The sequence below is a fragment of the Kribbella sp. NPDC026611 genome (assembly GCF_040638345.1).
GTDB lineage: Bacteria > Actinomycetota > Actinomycetes > Propionibacteriales > Kribbellaceae > Kribbella.
In genome coordinates this window covers 184,383-203,418 of record NZ_JBEZYC010000001.1, presented here as the reverse complement: position 1 = coordinate 203,418, position 19,036 = coordinate 184,383, and the positions used below count along the sequence as shown (strand labels likewise).

Annotated in this window: 18 protein-coding genes and 1 pseudogene; 9 read left to right on the top strand and 10 right to left on the bottom strand. The window is 68.2% G+C overall.

Annotation, left to right across the window (positions count from 1 at the left end; all coding sequences use genetic code 11):
- Positions 1–27: 27 nt before the first annotated feature.
- From AB0E69_RS00995 to AB0E69_RS00985, 3 genes are read right to left on the bottom strand one after another with little or no spacing between them, the layout of a single operon-like run.
- Positions 28–849: a carbohydrate ABC transporter permease gene (locus AB0E69_RS00995; protein WP_360137473.1), complete on the bottom strand. Its 822-nt coding sequence runs from the start codon at positions 847–849 to the stop codon at positions 28–30.
- Positions 846–1,724 carry a sugar ABC transporter permease gene (locus AB0E69_RS00990; protein ID WP_360137470.1) on the bottom strand — a complete coding sequence of 293 codons (879 nt, stop codon included), beginning with the start codon at positions 1,722–1,724 and terminating at the stop codon, positions 846–848. The genes AB0E69_RS00995 and AB0E69_RS00990 overlap by 4 nt, the downstream gene beginning before the upstream one ends.
- Entirely contained in the window at positions 1,721–2,995 is a 1,275-nt protein-coding gene (locus AB0E69_RS00985; RefSeq protein ID WP_360137467.1) for an extracellular solute-binding protein, read from the bottom strand. Before AB0E69_RS00985 ends, AB0E69_RS00990 begins: the two co-directional genes overlap by 4 nt.
- Before the next feature lie 239 nt (positions 2,996–3,234).
- Between AB0E69_RS00985 and AB0E69_RS00980 the strand changes: the two genes are divergently transcribed.
- On the top strand, positions 3,235–3,936 hold the full coding sequence (locus tag AB0E69_RS00980; protein ID WP_360137464.1) for a hypothetical protein: 702 nt from the start codon (positions 3,235–3,237) through the stop codon (positions 3,934–3,936).
- A 94-nt stretch (positions 3,937–4,030) separates the two neighbouring features.
- On the top strand, positions 4,031–4,759 hold the full coding sequence (locus AB0E69_RS00975) for a hypothetical protein (RefSeq protein ID WP_360137461.1): 729 nt from the start codon (positions 4,031–4,033) through the stop codon (positions 4,757–4,759).
- Here AB0E69_RS00975 and AB0E69_RS00970 read toward each other — a convergent pair.
- On the bottom strand, positions 4,756–5,484 hold the full coding sequence (locus AB0E69_RS00970; protein WP_360137458.1) for a helix-turn-helix transcriptional regulator: 729 nt from the start codon (positions 5,482–5,484) through the stop codon (positions 4,756–4,758). The genes AB0E69_RS00975 and AB0E69_RS00970 overlap by 4 nt on opposite strands.
- Before the next feature lie 65 nt (positions 5,485–5,549).
- Between AB0E69_RS00970 and AB0E69_RS00965 the strand changes: the two genes are divergently transcribed.
- Entirely contained in the window at positions 5,550–6,686 is a 1,137-nt protein-coding gene (locus AB0E69_RS00965; protein ID WP_360137455.1) for an MFS transporter, read from the top strand.
- Here the strand turns inward: AB0E69_RS00965 and AB0E69_RS00960 are convergent.
- Both AB0E69_RS00960 and AB0E69_RS00955 read right to left on the bottom strand, forming a co-directional pair.
- The gene (locus AB0E69_RS00960; RefSeq protein WP_360137452.1) at positions 6,651–7,526 is read right to left on the bottom strand and encodes an alpha/beta hydrolase; all 876 of its coding nucleotides are present in this window, start codon (positions 7,524–7,526) and stop codon (positions 6,651–6,653) included. The genes AB0E69_RS00965 and AB0E69_RS00960 overlap by 36 nt on opposite strands.
- 151 nt (positions 7,527–7,677) lie before the next feature.
- Complete coding sequence (locus AB0E69_RS00955) at positions 7,678–9,264, bottom strand: serine/threonine-protein kinase (protein WP_360137449.1); 1,587 nt, start codon at positions 9,262–9,264, stop codon at positions 7,678–7,680.
- Positions 9,265–9,325: 61 nt separating this feature from the next.
- On the opposite strand from AB0E69_RS00955, the gene AB0E69_RS00950 reads away from it, so the two are divergent.
- The 6 genes and pseudogenes from AB0E69_RS00950 to ptsP all read left to right on the top strand — a co-directional run bounded on the left by AB0E69_RS00950 (position 9,326) and on the right by ptsP (position 15,224).
- Positions 9,326–9,886: a sigma-70 family RNA polymerase sigma factor gene (locus tag AB0E69_RS00950; protein ID WP_360137446.1), complete on the top strand. Its 561-nt coding sequence runs from the start codon at positions 9,326–9,328 to the stop codon at positions 9,884–9,886.
- 65 nt (positions 9,887–9,951) lie between these two features.
- Positions 9,952–11,181 carry an MFS transporter gene (locus AB0E69_RS00945; RefSeq protein WP_360137443.1) on the top strand — a complete coding sequence of 410 codons (1,230 nt, stop codon included), beginning with the start codon at positions 9,952–9,954 and terminating at the stop codon, positions 11,179–11,181.
- 43 nt (positions 11,182–11,224) lie between these two features.
- Positions 11,225–12,229, top strand: a complete 1,005-nt coding sequence (dhaK, locus tag AB0E69_RS00940) for a dihydroxyacetone kinase subunit DhaK (protein WP_360137440.1) — start codon at positions 11,225–11,227, stop codon at positions 12,227–12,229.
- A 2-nt stretch (positions 12,230–12,231) separates the two neighbouring features.
- On the top strand, positions 12,232–12,846 hold the full coding sequence (gene dhaL, locus AB0E69_RS00935) for a dihydroxyacetone kinase subunit DhaL (RefSeq protein WP_360140348.1): 615 nt from the start codon (positions 12,232–12,234) through the stop codon (positions 12,844–12,846).
- Positions 12,843–13,217 (top strand): annotated as a pseudogene (dhaM, locus tag AB0E69_RS00930) (dihydroxyacetone kinase phosphoryl donor subunit DhaM); the annotation flags it as partial. The gene dhaL and the pseudogene dhaM, both read left to right, overlap by 4 nt.
- Before the next feature lie 72 nt (positions 13,218–13,289).
- The gene (gene ptsP, locus AB0E69_RS00925) at positions 13,290–15,224 is read left to right on the top strand and encodes a phosphoenolpyruvate--protein phosphotransferase (RefSeq protein WP_360140345.1); all 1,935 of its coding nucleotides are present in this window, start codon (positions 13,290–13,292) and stop codon (positions 15,222–15,224) included.
- On the opposite strand, the gene AB0E69_RS00920 is transcribed toward ptsP, so the two are convergent.
- From AB0E69_RS00920 to AB0E69_RS00905, 4 genes are read right to left on the bottom strand one after another with little or no spacing between them, the layout of a single operon-like run.
- Positions 15,203–15,859 carry a hypothetical protein gene (locus AB0E69_RS00920; protein WP_360137437.1) on the bottom strand — a complete coding sequence of 219 codons (657 nt, stop codon included), beginning with the start codon at positions 15,857–15,859 and terminating at the stop codon, positions 15,203–15,205. The two genes, ptsP and AB0E69_RS00920, sit on opposite strands and share 22 nt — an antisense overlap.
- Positions 15,856–16,398, bottom strand: coding sequence for a GNAT family N-acetyltransferase (locus AB0E69_RS00915; protein WP_360137434.1), 543 nt, complete (start codon positions 16,396–16,398; stop codon positions 15,856–15,858). The genes AB0E69_RS00920 and AB0E69_RS00915 overlap by 4 nt, the downstream gene beginning before the upstream one ends.
- 42 nt (positions 16,399–16,440) lie before the next feature.
- Positions 16,441–18,006, bottom strand: coding sequence for a beta-L-arabinofuranosidase domain-containing protein (locus tag AB0E69_RS00910; RefSeq protein WP_360137431.1), 1,566 nt, complete (start codon positions 18,004–18,006; stop codon positions 16,441–16,443).
- The gene (locus tag AB0E69_RS00905) at positions 17,924–18,874 is read right to left on the bottom strand and encodes a beta-L-arabinofuranosidase domain-containing protein (protein WP_360137428.1); all 951 of its coding nucleotides are present in this window, start codon (positions 18,872–18,874) and stop codon (positions 17,924–17,926) included. The genes AB0E69_RS00910 and AB0E69_RS00905 overlap by 83 nt, the downstream gene beginning before the upstream one ends.
- Between the last annotated feature and the right edge of the window lie 162 nt (positions 18,875–19,036).

Below are 19,036 nucleotides of genomic sequence, written 5' to 3'. Positions count from 1 at the left end.
TCCACTCCCCTTTGTTGTTCGGAGTGGTCATCCTTTCAGGCCGGAGGCGAAACCGCGGATGACATAGCGTTGCAGGAAGAGGAAAAGCAGCAGGATCGGGAGCGCGGCGAGGATCAGCCCGGCGGCGACCAAACCGTAGTTCGAGGTGTACTGGTTCACGAACGCGAACACCCGCACCGGCACGGTCTCGTGGCCCGAGCCGCCGAGGTACAGCAGCGGTGTGAAGAAGTCGTTCCAGATCTGTACCGCGTTGAGGATCAGCACCGTGCCCGTGATCGGGCGGAGCAGCGGGAAGATCACGTGTGTGAACGCCTGCAGGTGTGACGCGCCGTCGATCAGGGCCGCGCTGGTGTAGTCCGACGGCAGCGAGCGGATGAAGCCGGTGTAGAGGAAGACTGTGAACGGCAGCTGGATCCCGGTGTAGAAGAGGATCATCCCCTGGTACGTCCCGAGCAGGCCGAGCTGGTCGACGAGCCGGTACAGCGGGATCATCCCGAGCTGGAACGGCAGGATGATCCCGACCAGAAACAGGATGTAGAGGCTGTAGCTCAGCCGGGTCGCCGTACGGGCCAGGAAGTACGCCGCGAGCGAGCCGATCGCGATCAGCAGCAGCACACTGACCACGGTGATCACGGTGCTGTTGATCAGCGCCGAGCCGAGGCCGCCGGCCCGCCACGCTTCGCCGAAGCTCCCGAAGGTGGGCGGCGAGGGGAACGACAGCGGATGGTTGGCGACCTGTTGCGGATCCTTGAAGGCCAGCGTCACCAGCGCGTACACGGGGAAGAGGAACGCGACGGCCGCCGCGATCATCACGAGCTCGAGCACGAAGGTGCGTGGGCGGTACTTCATGCCGTGGTCTCCCGGGAGCGCAGGTACCCGATCTGCAGGAACGACACCGCCGCGACGAACAGCGCGAGGACGAGCGCGACCGCCGTGCTGTATCCGAACTTGCCGTACACGAAGGCCTGTTTGTAGAGCACCGTCGACAAGGTGTCCGTCGCGTACCCCGGGCCGCCGTTCGTCATCGCGATGATCTGGGTGAACAGCGTCAGACCGCCCACGGTCGACAGCATCACGTTGATCGTCACGGCCGGCGCCAGCAACGGCCAGGTGATGTGCCGGAACCGCGCCACCGTCCCGGCGCCGTCCATCACCGCAGCCTCGCTCAGCTCGGCCGGCACGCCCTGCAATCCGGCGAGAAAGATCACCATCGAATACCCGGCGCACTGCCAGATCACCGTGAAGGCCACCGACCAGATCGCCAGCGACGGGTTCCCGAGCCAGTCCTGCCGCAAGGCACCGAGCCCGACCGCACCCAGCGCCGCGTTGAGCCCGGCGTCCGGCGCCGGGTTGTACACGTACTTCCACAGGAACGACACCATCACCGGGCTCACCACGACCGGCGCGAAGAAGATCAACCGGAGCAGGAGCCGGCTCTTGATCTGCGTGTGGACGCCGAGCGCGAGCAACAACCCGAGCACGTTCTGTACGACGACGATCGCGACCGTCAGCAGCAACGTGTTGCGCAGCGCGCCGAGCGCCTGGTCGTCGTGCAGCAGCTGCGTGAAGTTGTCGACCCCGACGAAGGTTCGCGCCGCCCCCACGCCGGACCAGTCGGTGAACGCGGAGCCGGCGCCGGCGATCGCCGGGTAGAGCACAATCACCGAGTAGACAGCCACCGCGGGCGCCGCGAACCACCACGGCGGTCGGTTGGCGATCCTCATGCGCCCTTCCGGTAGGCCTCGTCCATCTTCTTCAGCGCGGCGTCGACCGTGGTCTTCCCGCCCAGCAACTGCTGGACGACGGCGAAGTGCGTCGGCTGTACCTCGGCGTTCGGCCAGCGCTGGTCCATGAACGGGACCGCCTTGTTCGCCTTGAGCGCCGGCAGGAACGACGACAGCACGGGATCGACCTTGCCGTCGCCGTACAGCGGGACGCACGAGACGGCCTCGGCCCAGGTGTTGAGGTTCTCCTGCTGACCGCAGTACTCCAGGAAGCTCTTGGCCTGGTCGGCCTTCTTGCTCTTCGCACTCACCGCAATACCGACCACGACTCCGGCCGGGATCCAGTTGTCGGCGGCAACATCCGTCGACGGGAACGGGAACATGCTCAGGTCGTCGGGCGACGGCGCGGCGGCCCGGAACGCGGACAGCACCGCGGACACCTGGACCGCCATCCCGGCCTTGCCGGTGGCAACCATCGAGGTGGCCTGCTCGTACGTCGTCCCGTTCGGGTTGTCGTTGAAGAATCCGCGCTTCTGCAGCTCGAGGTACTTCGTCATCGCGTCGGCCCAGCCGGAGTCCGCGAAGGACGCCGTACCGGCCTGCATCTTGTCGTCGAAGTCCGGGGTCTTGGCGTAGACCGTGCCGGGAACCAGCGCGTACGGGATCAGCTGGGTGATCCATGGCGTCTGCGCGCCGAGCGCGATCGGGACGATGCCCTTCGCCTTCAGCTTCGTGCAGACGGCCAGCAACTCCGACCAGGTTGTCGGCGGCTCGACGCCCGCGGTCGCGAAGGCCTTCTTGTTGTAGATCGCGCCGAGCATGCTGCTCCCCGGCGAGAAGATGTACGTCTTGCCGTCGCTCTGGAATGCGCCCTTGAAGCCGGACGGAATCTTCTGCGTCCAGGACTGTGCGTTGAGGTCGGTGAGCAGGTTGGCCTTGGCCAGCTGGGCCATCGACATCGCACTGCCGTTGCCCGGGTAGACCACGTGCACGTCCGGCGCGTTGCCGCCGCCGAGCTGGGTGCGGAGCGCGGTCTGCACCTGGTCGGCGGGCGCGAACGACAGGTTGAAGTCGAAGTCCGAGTGGGCCTTCTTGTAGGCGTCGAGCACCTTCCGCAGGCCGGCCTCCTGGTCGCCGACGCCGATCACCTTGAGGGTGCCGCCGGAGGACGAGCCGTTGCCACCACCGCAGGCGGCCAGTGTGCCCGCGACCGCAGTACCTCCGATCAGCTGCAGGAGCCGCCGCCGGCTGACGGACCGTTCGAGTGCCATGGTTCCTCCTGCGTGCCGAGATATCGCTGATGCGTGTGAAGTAACCGCAATATTCTGTTACTTCTGTCACGCGGGACGCTACGGATGGCCGCAGAAGGTGTCAAGGGGTCATTGAAAGGATTCAGAGCGGCCGGTCCGAAAACGCTTCCACCACCGTTTGGGCCGGTGCCCGCCTGGCCTGAGAAGATGGCGCCGTGCTCGCGACCATCACCCTGCTGACCACCGGACCGGTGTGACGGGTGAGACGTGTCCTTCTGGTCGGTGCCGTACTGCTGGCCCTCGCACTGGGCGTCGCCGGTGGCTACTACACCGGCGACCGGCTGGAGTCGCCCGAGCCCCGCGCGTCGGGTGACGCGGAGCCGCTCGGCACGCCGACGACACCGACCACTCCGACGCCGTCACTGCCGGTGAAGACCCCCAAGCCGGACGACACGCCGAAGCTCCAGCCCGGACTGGTCTACCAGAAGCACATCTTCACCGTGCACCCCGGCGGCCAGACCGTCCAGCTGTCGATCAAGGTGCCCGCGGACTGGCAGCTGACCCGGCAGAACGACCGTCCTCAGGAGGTCAAGTACCTCGACCCGCTGCACGAACGCGGCGTCCGGGTGGAGGCGGTCCGGCCGGTCGCGAAGACCCCGTCGGAAGCGCGCAAGCAGCTGGTCATCGACCTGCAGAAGAGCCAGCCACCGGAGAACGACCTGAAGATCCTCAGGCAGGACGACCAGCAGCTCGTGAGCGACGACGGAACGGCCCGGCCGGTCTCGACCCTCTTCTACACCTACATCCCGGGCGACACCCGCCGGTACGTGATGGTGCGTTGGGTGGCGACGGAGGGGGAGCTCGCCGATGTGGCGATGAGCATCACCGGTCTGCCCCAGGACACGGAGGGACTGCTCGAGGTCCTGGCCGCGGCGACCAAGACCGTGCACGAGATCGGTTGACCGGCGCTTTCACGGAATTGTTACCTGGGGGATGCAACCTTCCTGAGGGCTGGGCGGTCTCTTGATAAGTAAAACCTGGGGAGGAGGGGCAGGCGTGGCTAGTCGGGGGACGGTAAGCACCTTGCTGGGGTCCGGGCTGGTCGTGATCACCGCGCTCGGCGGCGTCGGCGGGTACGGCGTTGGCCTGCTCACCACCAACGAGTCCGCAGCGGCCAGTGGTACGGCGGCTCCGCTCGGTGCGCTCAACACGTCGCCGACGACGCCTGTGAGCACGCCGTCGCAGTCGGCTCCGCCGCCCAAGGTCAGGTACGACACATCGCCGGCGCTGAACGTCGACGACCTCTACTACAAGACCCGCACGCTGACGGTGAAGGGCACGTACCGCTCGGTCGTGACAGTCCGGGTGCCGTCGGGCTGGAACCTCACCCAACCGGACCCGCCGAAGACCGGCCGGTACACCGATCCGACCAGCAAGCGCTGGATCCGGATCGAGTCCGGCTTCAGCATCACCCGGCCGCCCGCCGAATCGATGCGGCTCCGGATCCTCCAGCTGCGCGAGCAGGTGCCGGCCGACCAGGCGCTGACGATCATCTCGCAGAAGGTGGACAAGGCCTACGCGACGCTGGCCTATACCTACGTGCCGCCGAAGGAGCAGTCGCCGGAGCAGTTCCTCCGGTACGTCATCGTGCGGTGGGTCGCCGACGACAGCGGCAACTGCGCGGTAGAGATGAGTTCGACGGGTCTGCCGCAGGACAAGGACGCGCTGATGGACGTCCTCGACCACGCCAGCTCTAGCGTCGAGCGGCGGGACAGCCCGCTCTAGAGCAGCTCTGCCAATGCTTCTTGGCCGGCTTCGGTCAGGTCTACAGCCCGTTGGCGCGGGCGTCGGCGTACCCAGCCGCGGTCCAGCAGGCTGTTGGCGACCGATGCGCCGAGCTGGCCGGCCAGGTGGTGCCGTTGCTCACTCCAGTCAACACAGAACCGCAGGAGCTTCCGTCGCGAGGTCTGCTCGGCCAGGTCGACACCGAGGTCGGCGAACACCTCTGTGGCCTTGGATCCCAATACATACGGGCCGTCCGGCAGTTGCTGGGCCAGCGGGTCGTCCGGTCGACGCTCTGCGCCGCTGCCGCCGTCCGTGCGCTTCAGAGCGTCCCGTCGTACCAGGCCTTCGAGGAGACTCACACCGAGGCGGCCGGCCAGGTGGTCGTAGCAGGTGCGGGCCTCGCGGAGTGCCGCAGCTCGCGTGCTCTGCCGGAGCGACTTGATCGGTTGGGGTTTCGCTATCCGCGCTATTGCCTCCACGGCCTCGGCTACCTCGGGTCCAGCAAGCCTGTAGTACCTGTGGCGGCCAGAGCGTTCTACTGCGAGCAGTCCACCGGCCAGGAGCTTGTGCAGGTGCGCGCTGACCGTCTGGGCTGACACCCCGGCCTCGTCGGCGAGCAGGGACGCAGGTAGCGCTCTGCCGTCGGCCAGTGCGATCAGTACCTTCGCGCGGGCGGGCTCGGCCAGCAGGGCGGCCGCCCGTGCGACATCGGCGTCTCCGTCCATGTCTCCATGGTTGCACCGGCATGCTTCGGGCTGCGTCGAAGTGTCGCGGTGACAGCGTAGGAGACATGCTGCTCGCTTTGCTGTGCGTTGGAATCTTCCTGGTCCAGCTGGACGTCACCGTGGTCAACGTGGCGCTGCCGACGATCCGGACCGGTCTCGACACGTCGGCTGCTGGGCAGCAGTGGGTCATCAGCAGCTACATGATCGTGCTGGCCGCGCTGCTGCTGGTTGGTGGCGCACTGGGCGACCGAATCGGCCACCGGCGGATCGTGCTGGCCGGGCTGACGGTCTTCGGCCTTGCGTCGTTGGCGTGTGGGGTCGCGCCGAGCATCTCCGTGCTCATCGCGGCCCGCGCAGCCCAAGGAGTCGGCGCAGCGCTACTCCTGCCGGGCACCCTGGCCGTCATCACGGACCAGTACGTCGACAAAGCCGCGCGCGCCCGGGCGGTGGGCATCTGGGCGGGAGCTGGTGCATTGGCACTGGTTGCCGGCCCGCTGCTCGGTGGCGTGTTGGTCAGTGGACTCGGATGGCGTGCGGTGTTCCTCATCAACCTGCCGATCGTCGCCGTAGTCCTAGCGCTGAGCTGGCGGGCTGTCCCGCGGCATCAGAACGCCCAACGGGACAAGGGCGTCCGCCTCCGGATCGGTGCAGACTTCGTCGGAGCCAACGTGGTGGCCGGCCTGATGAACTTCGTCGGCCTGGGGACCCTGCTGGTGCTCACGCTCTACCTCCAGGAGCACCTGCACCACAGCGCCTTGCGCGCCGGTCTGGAGATCATCCCGGCCATGCTGCCGCTGGCGGTTCTCGGCCCGGTCTCCGGCCGGGTGACGGCCCGCTACGGCCACCGGGTGCCGATGACGTTCGGCCTGGTGCTGGGCGCGATCGGCTCGCTCTGCCTGCTCTCCGTCGACCAGGACAGCGGCTACCTGGCGATCCTCCCGCTGGAGCTCTGCCTGGGCATCGGCATGGGATCGCTGACCGCTGCCGTCGTACATGCAGCCATCGCCGCACTACCGCCGGACCGGGCCGGTCTGGCCAGTGGTGTCAACAACACCTCCCGGCAGGCCGTCGGCGCACTGGGCGTCAGCACGTACGGCGCGATCGTCAGTCACACCGGGATCATCCACGGCCTCCACAGTGTCGGCTGGCTGGGCGCTGCGCTGTGGCTAGCGGCTGTCGCGATCACCTGGCTCACCACGTAGGAAGGGGACCAGCCACTCGAGCGTCTCGGTCGGCGCCTCCTCCGGGGCGAAGTGACCGGCCGGGATCGTGCCGCCGGTGACGTCGTCGGCCCACTGCCGCCAGAGGGCGAGCGGATCGCCGTACCACTGGGCCACGGCGCCGGACGGGTCCCAGAGGGCCAGCAGTGGGCAGCTGATCCGTCGTACGCCGCGGTCGGCCGCGTCGTGGTCGCAGTCCGTCGTGGCGGCGGCGCGGTACTCCTCGCAGATGGCGTGGACCGTGTCCGGGTCGCGGAAGTGGCGGACGTACTCGGCGCGGATGTGCGGCGGGAAGGCGTCCGAGTCGGCCCAGGTGTCGATGAGATGGTTGACGAACTCGTCGGGCGCCCTGCCGATGAGCGTCTCCGCGATCGGCGCGGTCAGGAACGACCAGACCCAGTAGCCGAGCGCAAAGTCCTTGTCCGCCCGGTCGAACGCGTCGCCGGTCGGTACGACGTCCAGTACAGCGAGCCTGGTGACGACATCCGGGTGGTCCAGGGCCATGCGGTACGCGCACCGCGCCCCACGATCGTGGCCGACGACAGCGATGTCGTCGTACCCGAGGTGGTGCATCGCCTGCACCTGGTGCCGGGCGAGCGCGCGCATCGACTGGTCGCCGGAGGAGGTGCTGTCACCGAAGCCGCTGAGGTCAGTGGCGACAACGGTGAACTCCTGCGCGAGCTGTGGGGCGACCCGGTGCCACATGACGTGGGACTCCGGGAAACCGTGCAGCAGCAGGACCGGTGGGCCGGTACCGCCGCGGCGCCCGTGGATGGTTGCGTCTGGCACCGGTACGTCGAACTCTTCGAAGTCGTCGATCACGACGTACTCCGTACCCCGTGGGGCGCTGGTTCAGTCGATCGGCCAGATGGTCCGGAAGATCGTGCTGCGGAGGCGGTAGAAGCGGCGGCGGGCAGACTGCAGGAAAGCCGGGGACGGCCGCAGTCGCTCGGTCGGAAATGCCATGAGCGTCCTAGCTGGAGGGGTAGGTCACCGAGTTGGCGATCTCGCCGGCGCGGTTCTGCTCGTCACGCGGCACGATCACCTGCACTAGCAACGAGCCGGCGTCCCCACGATCGACGACTCGTTCGAAGAGCACCATATCCGTACTCCCGCAGCCCATCGAAAGACGGTCTGTGGTCGGGAGGTTCCCTACCCTGTTCGCCGACGGGCTGCCCTCGTCGCAGCCGAACTGCTTGCTGTCCGGAAGCATCAGCTTGGTCCCGGCGACGCCGACGAACACTCCTGGGGTGGTTGCGGACCAGACGGGCTCCTTGCTGACCCGGAAGGCCGGCGACGGCTCCGTGCTGCCCGGCACGAGCCAGTCAGATTGGGCCTTCGAGTGGGCCCAGCCACGGGGCAGGGACACCGAGAAGCCGCCCTGCTGCACCACAACCGTCTGACGGTTCGCCAGGTACCACTGGCCCGCGTAGCCGCCACCGCCGCCGATGAGCAGCGCCAGCACTGCAGCAACGACCCAGCGGCCCCGCCGCCGCTTGCGTGGCGCTGCTGGAGCCGCCGACGCGACCGGTGCGGTCTCTGCCTCCGCACGCGTCTCCTTGACAGCTACCGTCTCTGCGGAAGCTTCACCAGGCTCTGTGGCCTCTGTTGTCTGGGTCGACTCGGTCGGCTCGACCGGCTTCAGGATGGTCGGCTTGTTCTCGTCGCTGAACGCAGTGTTCTCGCCGTCGTCGTCGGCCGGAAGCACCGTGACCGTCGGCTTGATGGACAGCGGGAAGTCGTGCGTGGTCTCGTCCAGCGCACCGACCAGCTCCCGGGTGAACGAGGCCACGTCCGGCCACCGCTTCTCCCGGTCCGGGTCCAGCGCGCGCACGATCGCAGCGTCGACCTGGTCCGGCAGCTCGAAGCCGAGCGAGCTCGGCGGCGCCGGGGCCTCGACCCGTCCGGCCGCGCCCAGCCCGTCGACCTGGTGCGGCGAACGTCCGGTCAGAGCGGCGTACGCGACCGCGCCCAGCGAGTACTGGTCCGCGCGCTGGTCCAGCCGCTCCCCCATCGCCTGCTCGGGAGCGACGTACGACGGAGTACCGCCGGGCATTGTGATTCGCGACACCTCGTCGAGCGACTTGCCCAGACCGAGGTCGGACAGGACCGCCCGCTCGCCGTCGTCCGTACTGCGGAACAGGACGTTGGCCGGTTTCACGTCGCGGTGCAGCAGACCGCGCCGGTGCAGCGCCTGCAGGCCACGGCCGACCTGGACGATCACGTCGACGGCCACCGGCAGCGCCAGCGGCTCCTTCTTCAGGCGGTCGGCCAGCGTGCCGCGGTCGGCGTACGTCAGCACCAGGAACGGGCGGCCGTCCTCCAGCTCACCGACGTCGTGCACCTGGACCACATGCTCCGACTCCACCCGGCGCAGGAACCGGCCCTCCTCGAGGAACCGCTGCCGGACCGAGTCGTCGTGACCCCAGTTGTCCGCGAGCACCTTGATCGCCACTTCGGCGTCCAGCTGCTCGTCGTGGGCCAGCCAGACCGTGGCGAAACCGCCAGAGCCCAGGCGTCGGCGCACGACGTACCTGCCAAGCCTGGTCGGGACCCCCATAGGAGGCATTATGTAATACCGGGAGTCCCATGCCGGGGGCCGACTGAGAGCAAAGGCGCAGATGACCGAGAGCACGAGCCCGACCGACGACCTCGCCACGCTCGCGGAGCAGGCTCAGGCGGGCGACAAGAACGCGATGGACGACCTGTTGCGTCAGGTCTATCCGCGCGTCCTGCGGATCTGCCGCAGCGTCCTGCCGTACTCCGCCGACGCGGAGGACGCCGCCCAGGAGGCGTTGCTGAACATCGCCACCAAGATCGGCACGTACTCCGGCCGCAGCAGCTTCTCCACCTGGGTCCACTCGGTCGCGGCCAACTCCGCGCGCTCGACGTACCGCAAGCTGAAGCGCTCCGCGCAGGCCGCGCACAACCCCGAGCAGATGGAGAAGCCGGACCCGCGGACCACCTCGGTCATCGCCGGCACCCGCCTGGACCTGCTGGAGGCCCTCGAGACGCTCGAGCGCGACCGCCCGCAGATGGTCACCCCGCTGGTGCTGCGCGACGTCTACGGCCTGTCCTACGAGGAGATCGCGGCCGAGGTCGGCGCACCGCTCGGCACGGTCAAGTCCCGCATCCACGACGCCCGCGAGGTCGTCCGGCCGCTGCTGCGACCCAAGGACTGAGATTGCAACAAGCTGCAATGCACTGCGCCTGAGATGTGGCCTCGGGCAGGCATACTCTCGCGGTTATGTCTGCTCGGGGGTTGCTGCACAACGCTGACTACCTGAAGCTGCTCACCGGGCAGACGGTCAGCTCGCTCGGCTCCGCGATGAGCTCGTTCGTGTTCACCCTGCTGGGCCTGGCTATCACCGGCTCCCCGGTGCAGGCCGGCCTGGTCGGTACGGCGGGCGCGCTCGGCACGATCCTCGCCGCGCTGCCCGGTGGGGCACTGGCGGACCGCTGGAGCCGCCGCCGGATCCTGATCGGCTACAGCTTCCTGGGCTCTGTCCTGTTCGGCTCGGTCGCCGTCACCGGCTGGCTCGGCCACCTGACCCTCCCGCACCTGATGGCCGTCGCCCTGGTCAACGGCGCTGGGTACGCCCTGTTCATGCCGGCCGAGTCCGGCGCGCTCCGAGAGATCGTGGAGCCTCAGGACATCGGTACTGCGCTCGCCGCCGCCCACGGCCGGGAGAACCTGGCCGGCCTGGCCGGGGCGCCGCTCGGCGGCCTGCTGTACTCGATCGGACGCGCCATCCCGATCGCCGCGGACGCGGTCTCGTACCTGGTGATGGCGGTCATGCTCACCACGATCAAGCACCCGCTGCCCGCCGCGAAGCCCGAGGGCGACGCGCACGAGCCGATGCTGAAGGCGATCCGGTCCGGGCTGACGTGGCTGCTGCGGCAGCGCGACCTGCGCACGATCGCCGTCTGCGCGACGCTGCTCAACTTCGCCGCGAACGGGACCATCCTGGTGCTGATCCTGAGCATGCAGCAGCGCGGTGTCCGGCCGTCGGTGATCGGCCTGCTGGAGACCGCGATGGGGATCGGCGGTCTGGCCGGCGCGTTCGCGGCGCCCCGGCTGCTCGCGAAGTACAGCGCCGGCAGGATCACGATCACCGGGGCCTGGGTAGTCACCGTCGCGTTCGCGTCGACGGCCTTGAGCACGCGCCCCGCCGTACTGATCGTCGTGCCCGCGCTCGCGGTCTTCCTGCTGCCGGCGCTGAACTCCGGCCTGTTCGGCTACCAGATGCTGATCACGCCGAACCACCTGCAAGGGCGGGCGCAGAGCGCGTTCATGTTCATGGCGAACACCGCGGCGCCGCTGGCGCCGTTCCTCGGTGGCGTGTTCCTGGGGACGCTGGGGGCGCGGACCGCGCTGCTGCTGTTCGGCGCGCTGCTCGCCGTCGGTGCTGTCCTGCTCACGGTCAGCCGGTCGATCCGGTCGATCCCGCTCCTGTCCGACGTCGAAGCGGCCTGACTGAGGGCTCCCGTTCCGGGCGGCCGTGTGCTCAGATGGGGGCATGAAGAAGCTCATCAACGACCCTGCTGATGTTGTGAGTGAAGCGCTGCAAGGGATGGCGGCAGCGCACCCGGACCGGCTCCGCGTGGACCTGGAGAACCGGATCGTCTACCGCAAGGACGCACCGCGCCAGGGGAAGGTCGGCCTGATCTCCGGCGGCGGCTCCGGGCACGAACCGATGCACGGCGGGTTCGTCGGGCTCGGGATGCTGGACGCCGCCTGCGCGGGCGAGGTGTTCACCTCGCCGGTCCCGGACCAGATGATGGCCGCGACCAAGGCGGTCGACGCCGGCGCCGGCGTTCTGCACATCGTGAAGAACTACACCGGCGACGTGATGAACTTCGAGATGGCTGCCGAACTGGCCGCCGCGGACGCCGGCACCGAGGTGCTGTCGGTCGTCACCAACGACGACGTCGCCGTCCAGGACAGCCTGTACACGGCCGGTCGTCGCGGTGTCGGCGTGACCGTGTTGCTGGAGAAGATCGTCGGAGCCGCCGCCGAGGAGGGCCGGTCGCTGCAGGAGGTCGCCGACCTGGCTCGCACCGTGAACGACAACGGCCGCAGCATGGGGATGGCGCTGACTTCGTGCACGGTCCCGGCCGCGGGCAAGCCGACGTTCGAGCTGGCCGAGAACGAGATGGAGGTCGGTATCGGCATCCACGGCGAGCCCGGCCGCCAGCGGTTGCCGTTGGCACCGGCCCGCGACATTGCCGCGATGCTCGTCGATCCGGTCGTCTCCGACCTGCCGTACAACTCGGGCGACTCGGTGATCGCGTTCGTGAACGGCATGGGTGGTACGCCGCTGATCGAGCTCTACCTGATGTACAACGAGGTCGCGCAGCTGCTCGATCGCGCCGGCATCACTGTCGCGCGCTCGCTGGTCGGCAACTACATCACCTCGCTGGAGATGGCCGGCTGCTCGGTCACGCTACTCAAGGCGGACGACGAACTGGTACGTCTCTGGGACGCACCGGTCAACACCCCCGGCCTACGCTGGGGCGCGTGAGCATGGATGTCGATTCCTTCGTCAAGTGGCTTCGCGACGCCGCGGCGGTCTTCCACGAGAACGCGGCGTACCTGACCGAGCTGGACTCCGCGATCGGGGACGCGGATCACGGCGCCAACCTCGACCGCGGGTTCCACGCCATCGTGGAGGTGCTGGACTCGTCGTCGTTCACCTCGGTGGACGAGCTGCTGAAGAAGGCGGGGATGACGCTGGTCAGCAAGGTCGGCGGGGCGAGCGGGCCGCTGTACGGCACGTTCTTCCTGCGGTTCGGGGCGGCGCTGGCCGGGGCCACGCTCGATGCTCCGGCGCTCGGGAAGGCGCTGCACGCCGGGGTCGAGGGCGTGCTCGCGCGCGGGAAGGCCGAGCTCGGGGACAAGACGATGTACGACGCCTGGGCGCCGGCGCTGGAGGCGTACGACGCTGCCGTGGATGGCGGGGTTGCCGCTGCTTTGAAGGCCGCTGCTGAGGCGGCAGCGAAGGGGCGGGACGCTACCGTGCCGCTGGTCGCGCGGAAGGGGCGGGCGAGCTATCTGGGTGAGCGGAGCGCTGGTCACCAGGATCCGGGCGCTACGAGCACGACGCTGCTGCTGGAGTCAGCTGCCCGAACTCTCGCATGATCGGGATCGTGGTGGTGTCGCACAGCCGTGCGCTGGCTGAGGCGGCGGTCGGCCTTGCGTCGGAGATGGTTGCTGATGGCAACTTGCCGGTGATCGCGGTGGCGGCGGGGTTGGATGCTACGACGTTCGGGACGGATGCGGTGGCGGTCTCGGAGGCGCTTACCGCCGCGGACAGTCCGGATGGTGTCCTTGTTCTGCTGGACCTGGGGAGCGCGATTCTGTCGGCCGAGATGGCGTTGGAGTTTGTCTCGCCTGCTGGTCAGGTGAAGATTTCCAGTGCGCCGTTGGTGGAGGGGTTGGTCGCTGCTGTAGTCACTGCATCGACCGGCGCCTCGCTTGACGCTGTTGCGGCCGAGGCTGAGCGTGGGCTGCTTGGTAAGCAGGACCATCTTGGTGAGCCTCCGACTGGTGAGGCTGCGCCGGCGGTTGCAGCTGATCAGTTCGTGGATGTTGTTGTGAGCAACGAGCATGGGTTGCATGCGCGGCCTGCTGCTCGGCTCGTTGGGTTGGTCAACGGGTTTGATGCGGCGGTGACGCTGACGGATCTGGACACGGGGCGGGGGCCGGTGGATGCCGGCAGTCTCAGTATGGTCGCGACGCTGAATGCTGTGCAGGGTCATCGGCTCCGGGTAGGTGCCAGTGGTGTGCAAGCCGCTGAGGTGCTGGCTGCCATCGAATCACTCGCAGCCGACAACTTCGGTGACAGCACAGGACTGAGGGACGGGATCGGGGCCGATGCGTCAGGGGCCGGGGAGCCTGGAGCTGGTGGGACTGGGGGCGGTGGGCCTGCGGCTGGTGGGACTGGGGCTGGTGGGTCTGGGTTGGATGTGGCGATTGGGTCGGCGGTGGTGGCTGGTGGGCCGGTGGAGTTGGGAGGTTATGTTGCTGGTGACAACGAATCTGAGCGCCTGCAGATCGCCCTCGCCAAGGCAACCGCAGACCTGACCCAGCTCCGGAGCACGAGCCCGGAGCACGCAGACATCTTCGCTGCGCATCTTGCATTCCTGGGGGATCGAAAGCTCCTCGCTGAGGTAGATGATTCGATTGCCCAGGGGTCGACAGCACCAGAGGCTTGGAAGAGTGCGTACGACCGGCTGGCGGGGGCCTTTGAAGAGCTTGAGGATGACTATCAGCGGGAGCGAGCGCAAGACGTTCGTGCGGTGCGGGATCGCGTGCTGCGGGCGCTGACGGGAGTTGAAGAAGATGCGCCGGCGGACGGGATTCTCGTCGTACCGGAGTTGGATGCTGCGACCGCGGCGACGATCGACGCCGGCCGGATCGCGGGCATCGCGGTGCGGGCGGCGGGGACGACCGGGCACGGGGTGATTGTTGCGCGGTCGCGCGGGATTCCGCTGATCACGGGGATCGGGGACGTCGAGGTACCTGCCGGGGTGACGGTGGCCTTTGACGCGCGCGCCGGATCGTTCGAGGTGCGCCCGGACGCGGCCGCAGTACGTGCGACGATCGCCGCCCGGCAGAGCGAGCGCGATGACGCGCTGGCAAAGGCTGACGAACCGGCGACCACCCGCGACGGCCAGACGGTCGACGTGCTGGTGAACGTCGGCGGGGTGCAGGACGCCCGGGACGCGCGAGGAGCCGACGGGTCCGGGCTGGTGCGGACCGAGGTGTTGTTCGGGGACCGGCGTACTGCGCCGAGCGTCGACGAGCAGGTGGAGACGTTCCGCGCGATCGCGCAAGCGCTGAAGGGTAAGCCGATCACGATCCGGACCTGGGACATCGGCGGCGACAAGCCGTTGCCCTTCCTCTCGCAGGCCAAGGAAGCAAACCCGTTCCTCGGCGAACGCGGGCTGCGGGTGTTCCGGCGGCGTCCGGAGCTGCTCCTCGACCAACTGCAAGCGGTACGGCGAGTCGCTGCTGAGACACCGGTCCACGTCATGTTCCCGATGGTGACGACCGCCGACGAGGTGACCTGGGCACTCGACCAGCTCGGCGCACGCGATGGCCTGGAGGTCGGCATCATGGTCGAGGTGCCGGCCGCCGCGCTGCGCATCGGTAGCCTCACCACTGACCTCGACTTCGTCAGCATCGGCACGAACGACCTCACGCAGTACACAACCGCCGCGGACCGCACCAACGCAGCAGTGGCCCCGCTTGCAGACGGCCTGGACCCCGCGGTGCTTCAGCTGATCGACCACGTCGTCCGCAACGCGCACGTGCGGGTCGCCGTGTGCGGCGACCTGGCCAGCGACCCACAAGCCGCAGTACTGCTCGCTGCACTCGGTGTGACTGAGCTAAGCGCCGTCGGACCGCAGGTACCGCTGGTGAAAGCACGACTGCGGCAGGCCGACCTCAGTCAGGTCAACACTGCCGCAGTGCTTGCCGCAAGGGACGCGGATCAGGTGCGCGGGTTGCTGTAGTACCGCAGCTCGACCAGGTTGAAGCCGGACGTCCGCTCCGGCTTGGCCGGCAGCGTGTAGGACTCGCCGGGCTCCAGGTACGTCACGTCGCGGTTGTCCAGGTCCAGGTCGACCACGAGCGCTGGATACGCACCGGTGTGCCACGTGTAGGACTCGCCGGCCTCTGGTGTCACGTGCTGCACGCGTACATCGTCCTCGTCGACCACGACCTTTGCCGGGATCTCCCCGGCCTCCTCGAAGCCGGCATCGGCGGGGATGCCCGCGACGGCGAAGTACGGGTCGCCGGACGCCTCCTCGCCCAGGTCGAGCACCTCGATCAGCCGGTTGAGGTAGAGCGCGTCGCCGTCGTTGGTGAGCATGTGCACCGGGGAGACCGGCCGGTAGACCGATCCGCCGACCGTCTCGTTCAGCTGCCGCGCCGGGCTACCGTCGAGCCAGTCCATGTGGCATGGGGACGTCGAGAGGCACAGGACGACGTAGGGGTTGTGATGCAGGTGCCAGCCCTGGGCCTCACCGGCCTGCAGCTCCACCTCCCAGACCCGGACGCGGGAGTTCTTCAGCAGCACCCGGGTGCCGATCTCACCGAGAACAACCTCGGTCCCGTCCGGTGCGGTCACAGTGGTGCCTGCAGTCATGCCTTCTCCTCGATTGCTCGTTCCATGGCGACGCCGGCCAGCATGACACCGTCCGGCATCGGCAGCTCGGCCGTCCCCACTTGAGTGAAGCCAAAAGCCTTATAAAGCGGCACGCCGGGCAGCGTGGCCATCAGTGCGAGCCGCGTGAACCCCTCTGCCCGCGCTGCCTCCGTGCAGGCGTTGAGAATCGCTCGTCCGAGTCCGCGGCGGGTCCAGTCGGCCCGCACGAACATGGCGCGGATCCGGGCCGGCTCGGTCGCCGGGTCCAGCAGCCGCGCGTCGGCTCCCGCCGTACTCGCGTTGAACAGCTTGTTACGCCTGCTCCAGCCACCACACGCGACGATCTCCCCTCCCGCCTCGTGCACGTAGTAGGTCCCGTCGTCGATCAGCGCGGTGTCCAGCTCTGTGAGGTGCTCGGCAGCACTGGCCGTCTCCCGAGCCCCGTAGTACGCCGGAAACAGCGCCAGGACCGACCCGCGAGCCAGCTCAGCCACCGCAGGCCCGTCATCAGCCACCGCCACCCGCAACACAGCCTCCACGCCCCGACACTACTTCGCCCGAGGCCCTTGCCGAGGGTTCGTTTACCCCGGTCCGGAGAAGTACACCTGCAGCAGGCCTCCGGAGTACGTCGGACGCAGTACGGCCTCCACCCGGACGAGCTGCGCCCGTACCGGGGTGAATGTGGTGGTGTTGACCCGGTCGAGACTCACGTCGTACGGCGTGCTGTTCTCGACCGCTCGCCACGTCTCGCCGTCTAGCCACAGCACCCGCCACGACGCCGGCACGCGGCACTGCCCGGAGCCGGTGTCGTCGAACCAGTACGCCGATACCTGTGAGACCTCCCGCGGCGCCCGGAGGTCGTACTCGATCCACTCGGTCGTCCCGCGCCGGTCCCACCAGGTGAAGCGCGGGATCGACATGTCCGCAGAGGATGCGGGCACCCGGCCAGAGTCAGGCGCCTCGAGCGAGTCGCCGTCATTGACGTGTGACGCGGTGATGCGGGTCCGATAGCGCCACTGCTTCCCGCGCGGCGACACCTGCGGGAAGGCGGCGATCCGCAGCCGCGCTGCGCCCATCGGGATCAGGGTGACCGTCTCGACGGGCTCCGACGAGCGAGCTGGGCTTGGCTGCAGCAGTCCGACCACGTCCTCGGTGTCGGTCTCCCACTCCGGGATGCGTCGAGCTTGTGTCGTCAGCGCGAGCGGTGTCCCCTCCGGTGTGAACGGGTTGGCGCCGGCGTCCCGCCGTACGACGTCGAAGCCGGCACCGGCGACCAGGCCGTAGTTCCAGGGGGACTCGGGGTAGACAGCGAGCTCGGGCCAGTCGTCGGTGCCACCGATGCGCTCGTCGCGCTCGTCGATCTGCAGCGAGTAGCTCAGCGGGCCACGGTTGACTGCCATCGAGTTCTGGTTGTCCGCATAGGTGAGGGTCCTCGTCTGCATCGGCAGTACGAGCTCTACGCGGTCACCGGACCGCCAGGTGCGGTCGAGCTTGATCCACTCGCCTCTGGCGGGCGCCGGCTGACCGTTCACGCGCAGCTGCACCTCATGTGCCCAGCCTGGACGCCTTAGGTACAAGGGGAATCGCACACTATGCGGAGTCTGCACGGTGAAGCGGATGGTCTCGCTGAACGGATAGTCGGTGTCCTGCACGATGCTGACGGTCTCGCCAGCAGCTACCCGAGCGGTGACCTTGCTGGCCGCGTACATGGACGCGGCGAGGCCGTTGTCGGTGGTGGCCAGCCAGAGCTCCTGTGCGTAGTACGGCCAGCCCATGCCGTAGTTGTGCGGGCAGCACCGGTACTGATGCACGCCGTACTTGTAGGCCTGCATAGCAAAGGGGTTCTGGAACTGTCCGTGCTTGCGATGGTCGTCCAACTGCACGCTGTTGGCACAGGTGATGTAGTGCATGACCTTCTGCTGCGCGTCGTACGACGCCGGCAGCGAGTTGAACGCCAGCTCCTCACACCTGTCCGTCCACGACCTGTCCCCGGTGAAGCGCGTCAGAAGCTCGCAGCTGTGCATCAGCTCGACGATGCCGCACGTCTCGAACCCCTGCCGCGGGTCACCGAACCCAGGCCGCGAGTTCTCGTCGCCGGCGAACCCCCCCGCCGGGAAACTGGCCGTAGAGACCCATGACCGTCGCATAGTTCCGGTACGTCGCTGCGCGGTGCGCGTCGTCACCGGACAGCAGCCAGTACTGCAGTGGCTCGCGGAACCCCTGCGCCAGGTTGACGTTGTGCCAAGTAGGGATGCCGTTGACGTAGTCCGCCGACCCGCTGTGCATCTTCTGCACCAGGTCGAGCAGCCACGCGTCACCAGTCCGGTTGTAGAGCCAGTACGCGCTGTCGATGTTGTCGCCCCACCGGAACGCACCCCATGAGCGGTTGAACACCTCAGGCGGCCGAGCATTCTGGAACTGCAGGTACTTCGTCATGAACGGGACGACCCGCTCGTCTCCGGAGTACTCGTACCACGACCGGAAGGCGGCCAACAACGGCATCCCCGGCCAGAAGTCCGGACCCTGCTCCAGCGACGTGCGCAGCCGCTCCGGACCGAACCAGCCGTCGGCTGCCTGCGTCTGGATGATCCCGCTCAGCCAGCGCTCGGTCCGGGTGAGTACTCCGGTGTCGCCGGTGACGTAGCCGAGGTCGCCGAGGCCGCGCAGCCAGTACGGCAACTCCTCCCAGGCATCCTTGGCTGCATCGACCCAGCCGTTGTTCTCGTAGACGAGGAAGTCGGAGATCTCGTCGTACCGGCCACAGAGTCCGTCGACCTGCAGCTGGAGCTGTTGCGCCAGCCAGCCACGAGGCTCGATCGCACCGGGTGGAAGCTTCTGGAACGGCACCGGCCTCAGCGGCGCTCGCTGCGGAACGTACTGGCCACCGCGGGTAGCAGGTGGTCCCGACTGCGGCGCAGCGTCGGCCCGTGCCGGGTCGAGGGCCGTCACGGCAGCAGCCGCCGCGAGGGAGACACCAAGGAAGTCACGTCGGGGCATTCCTTCGGAGGAGGGCATGGCAAGACCTTTCGGGTGACGGGGGCGGGCATCACGCCAGACGGAAATTCCGCACACGTTTTCCGTCCCTGACAACGTAGGACCGCCGGACGCCTCGGTCAAGATCAAAGCGCAGGTCAGCTAGGTCCTGATGAGATCCTGATACGCTGCCCGCGGCGAGCA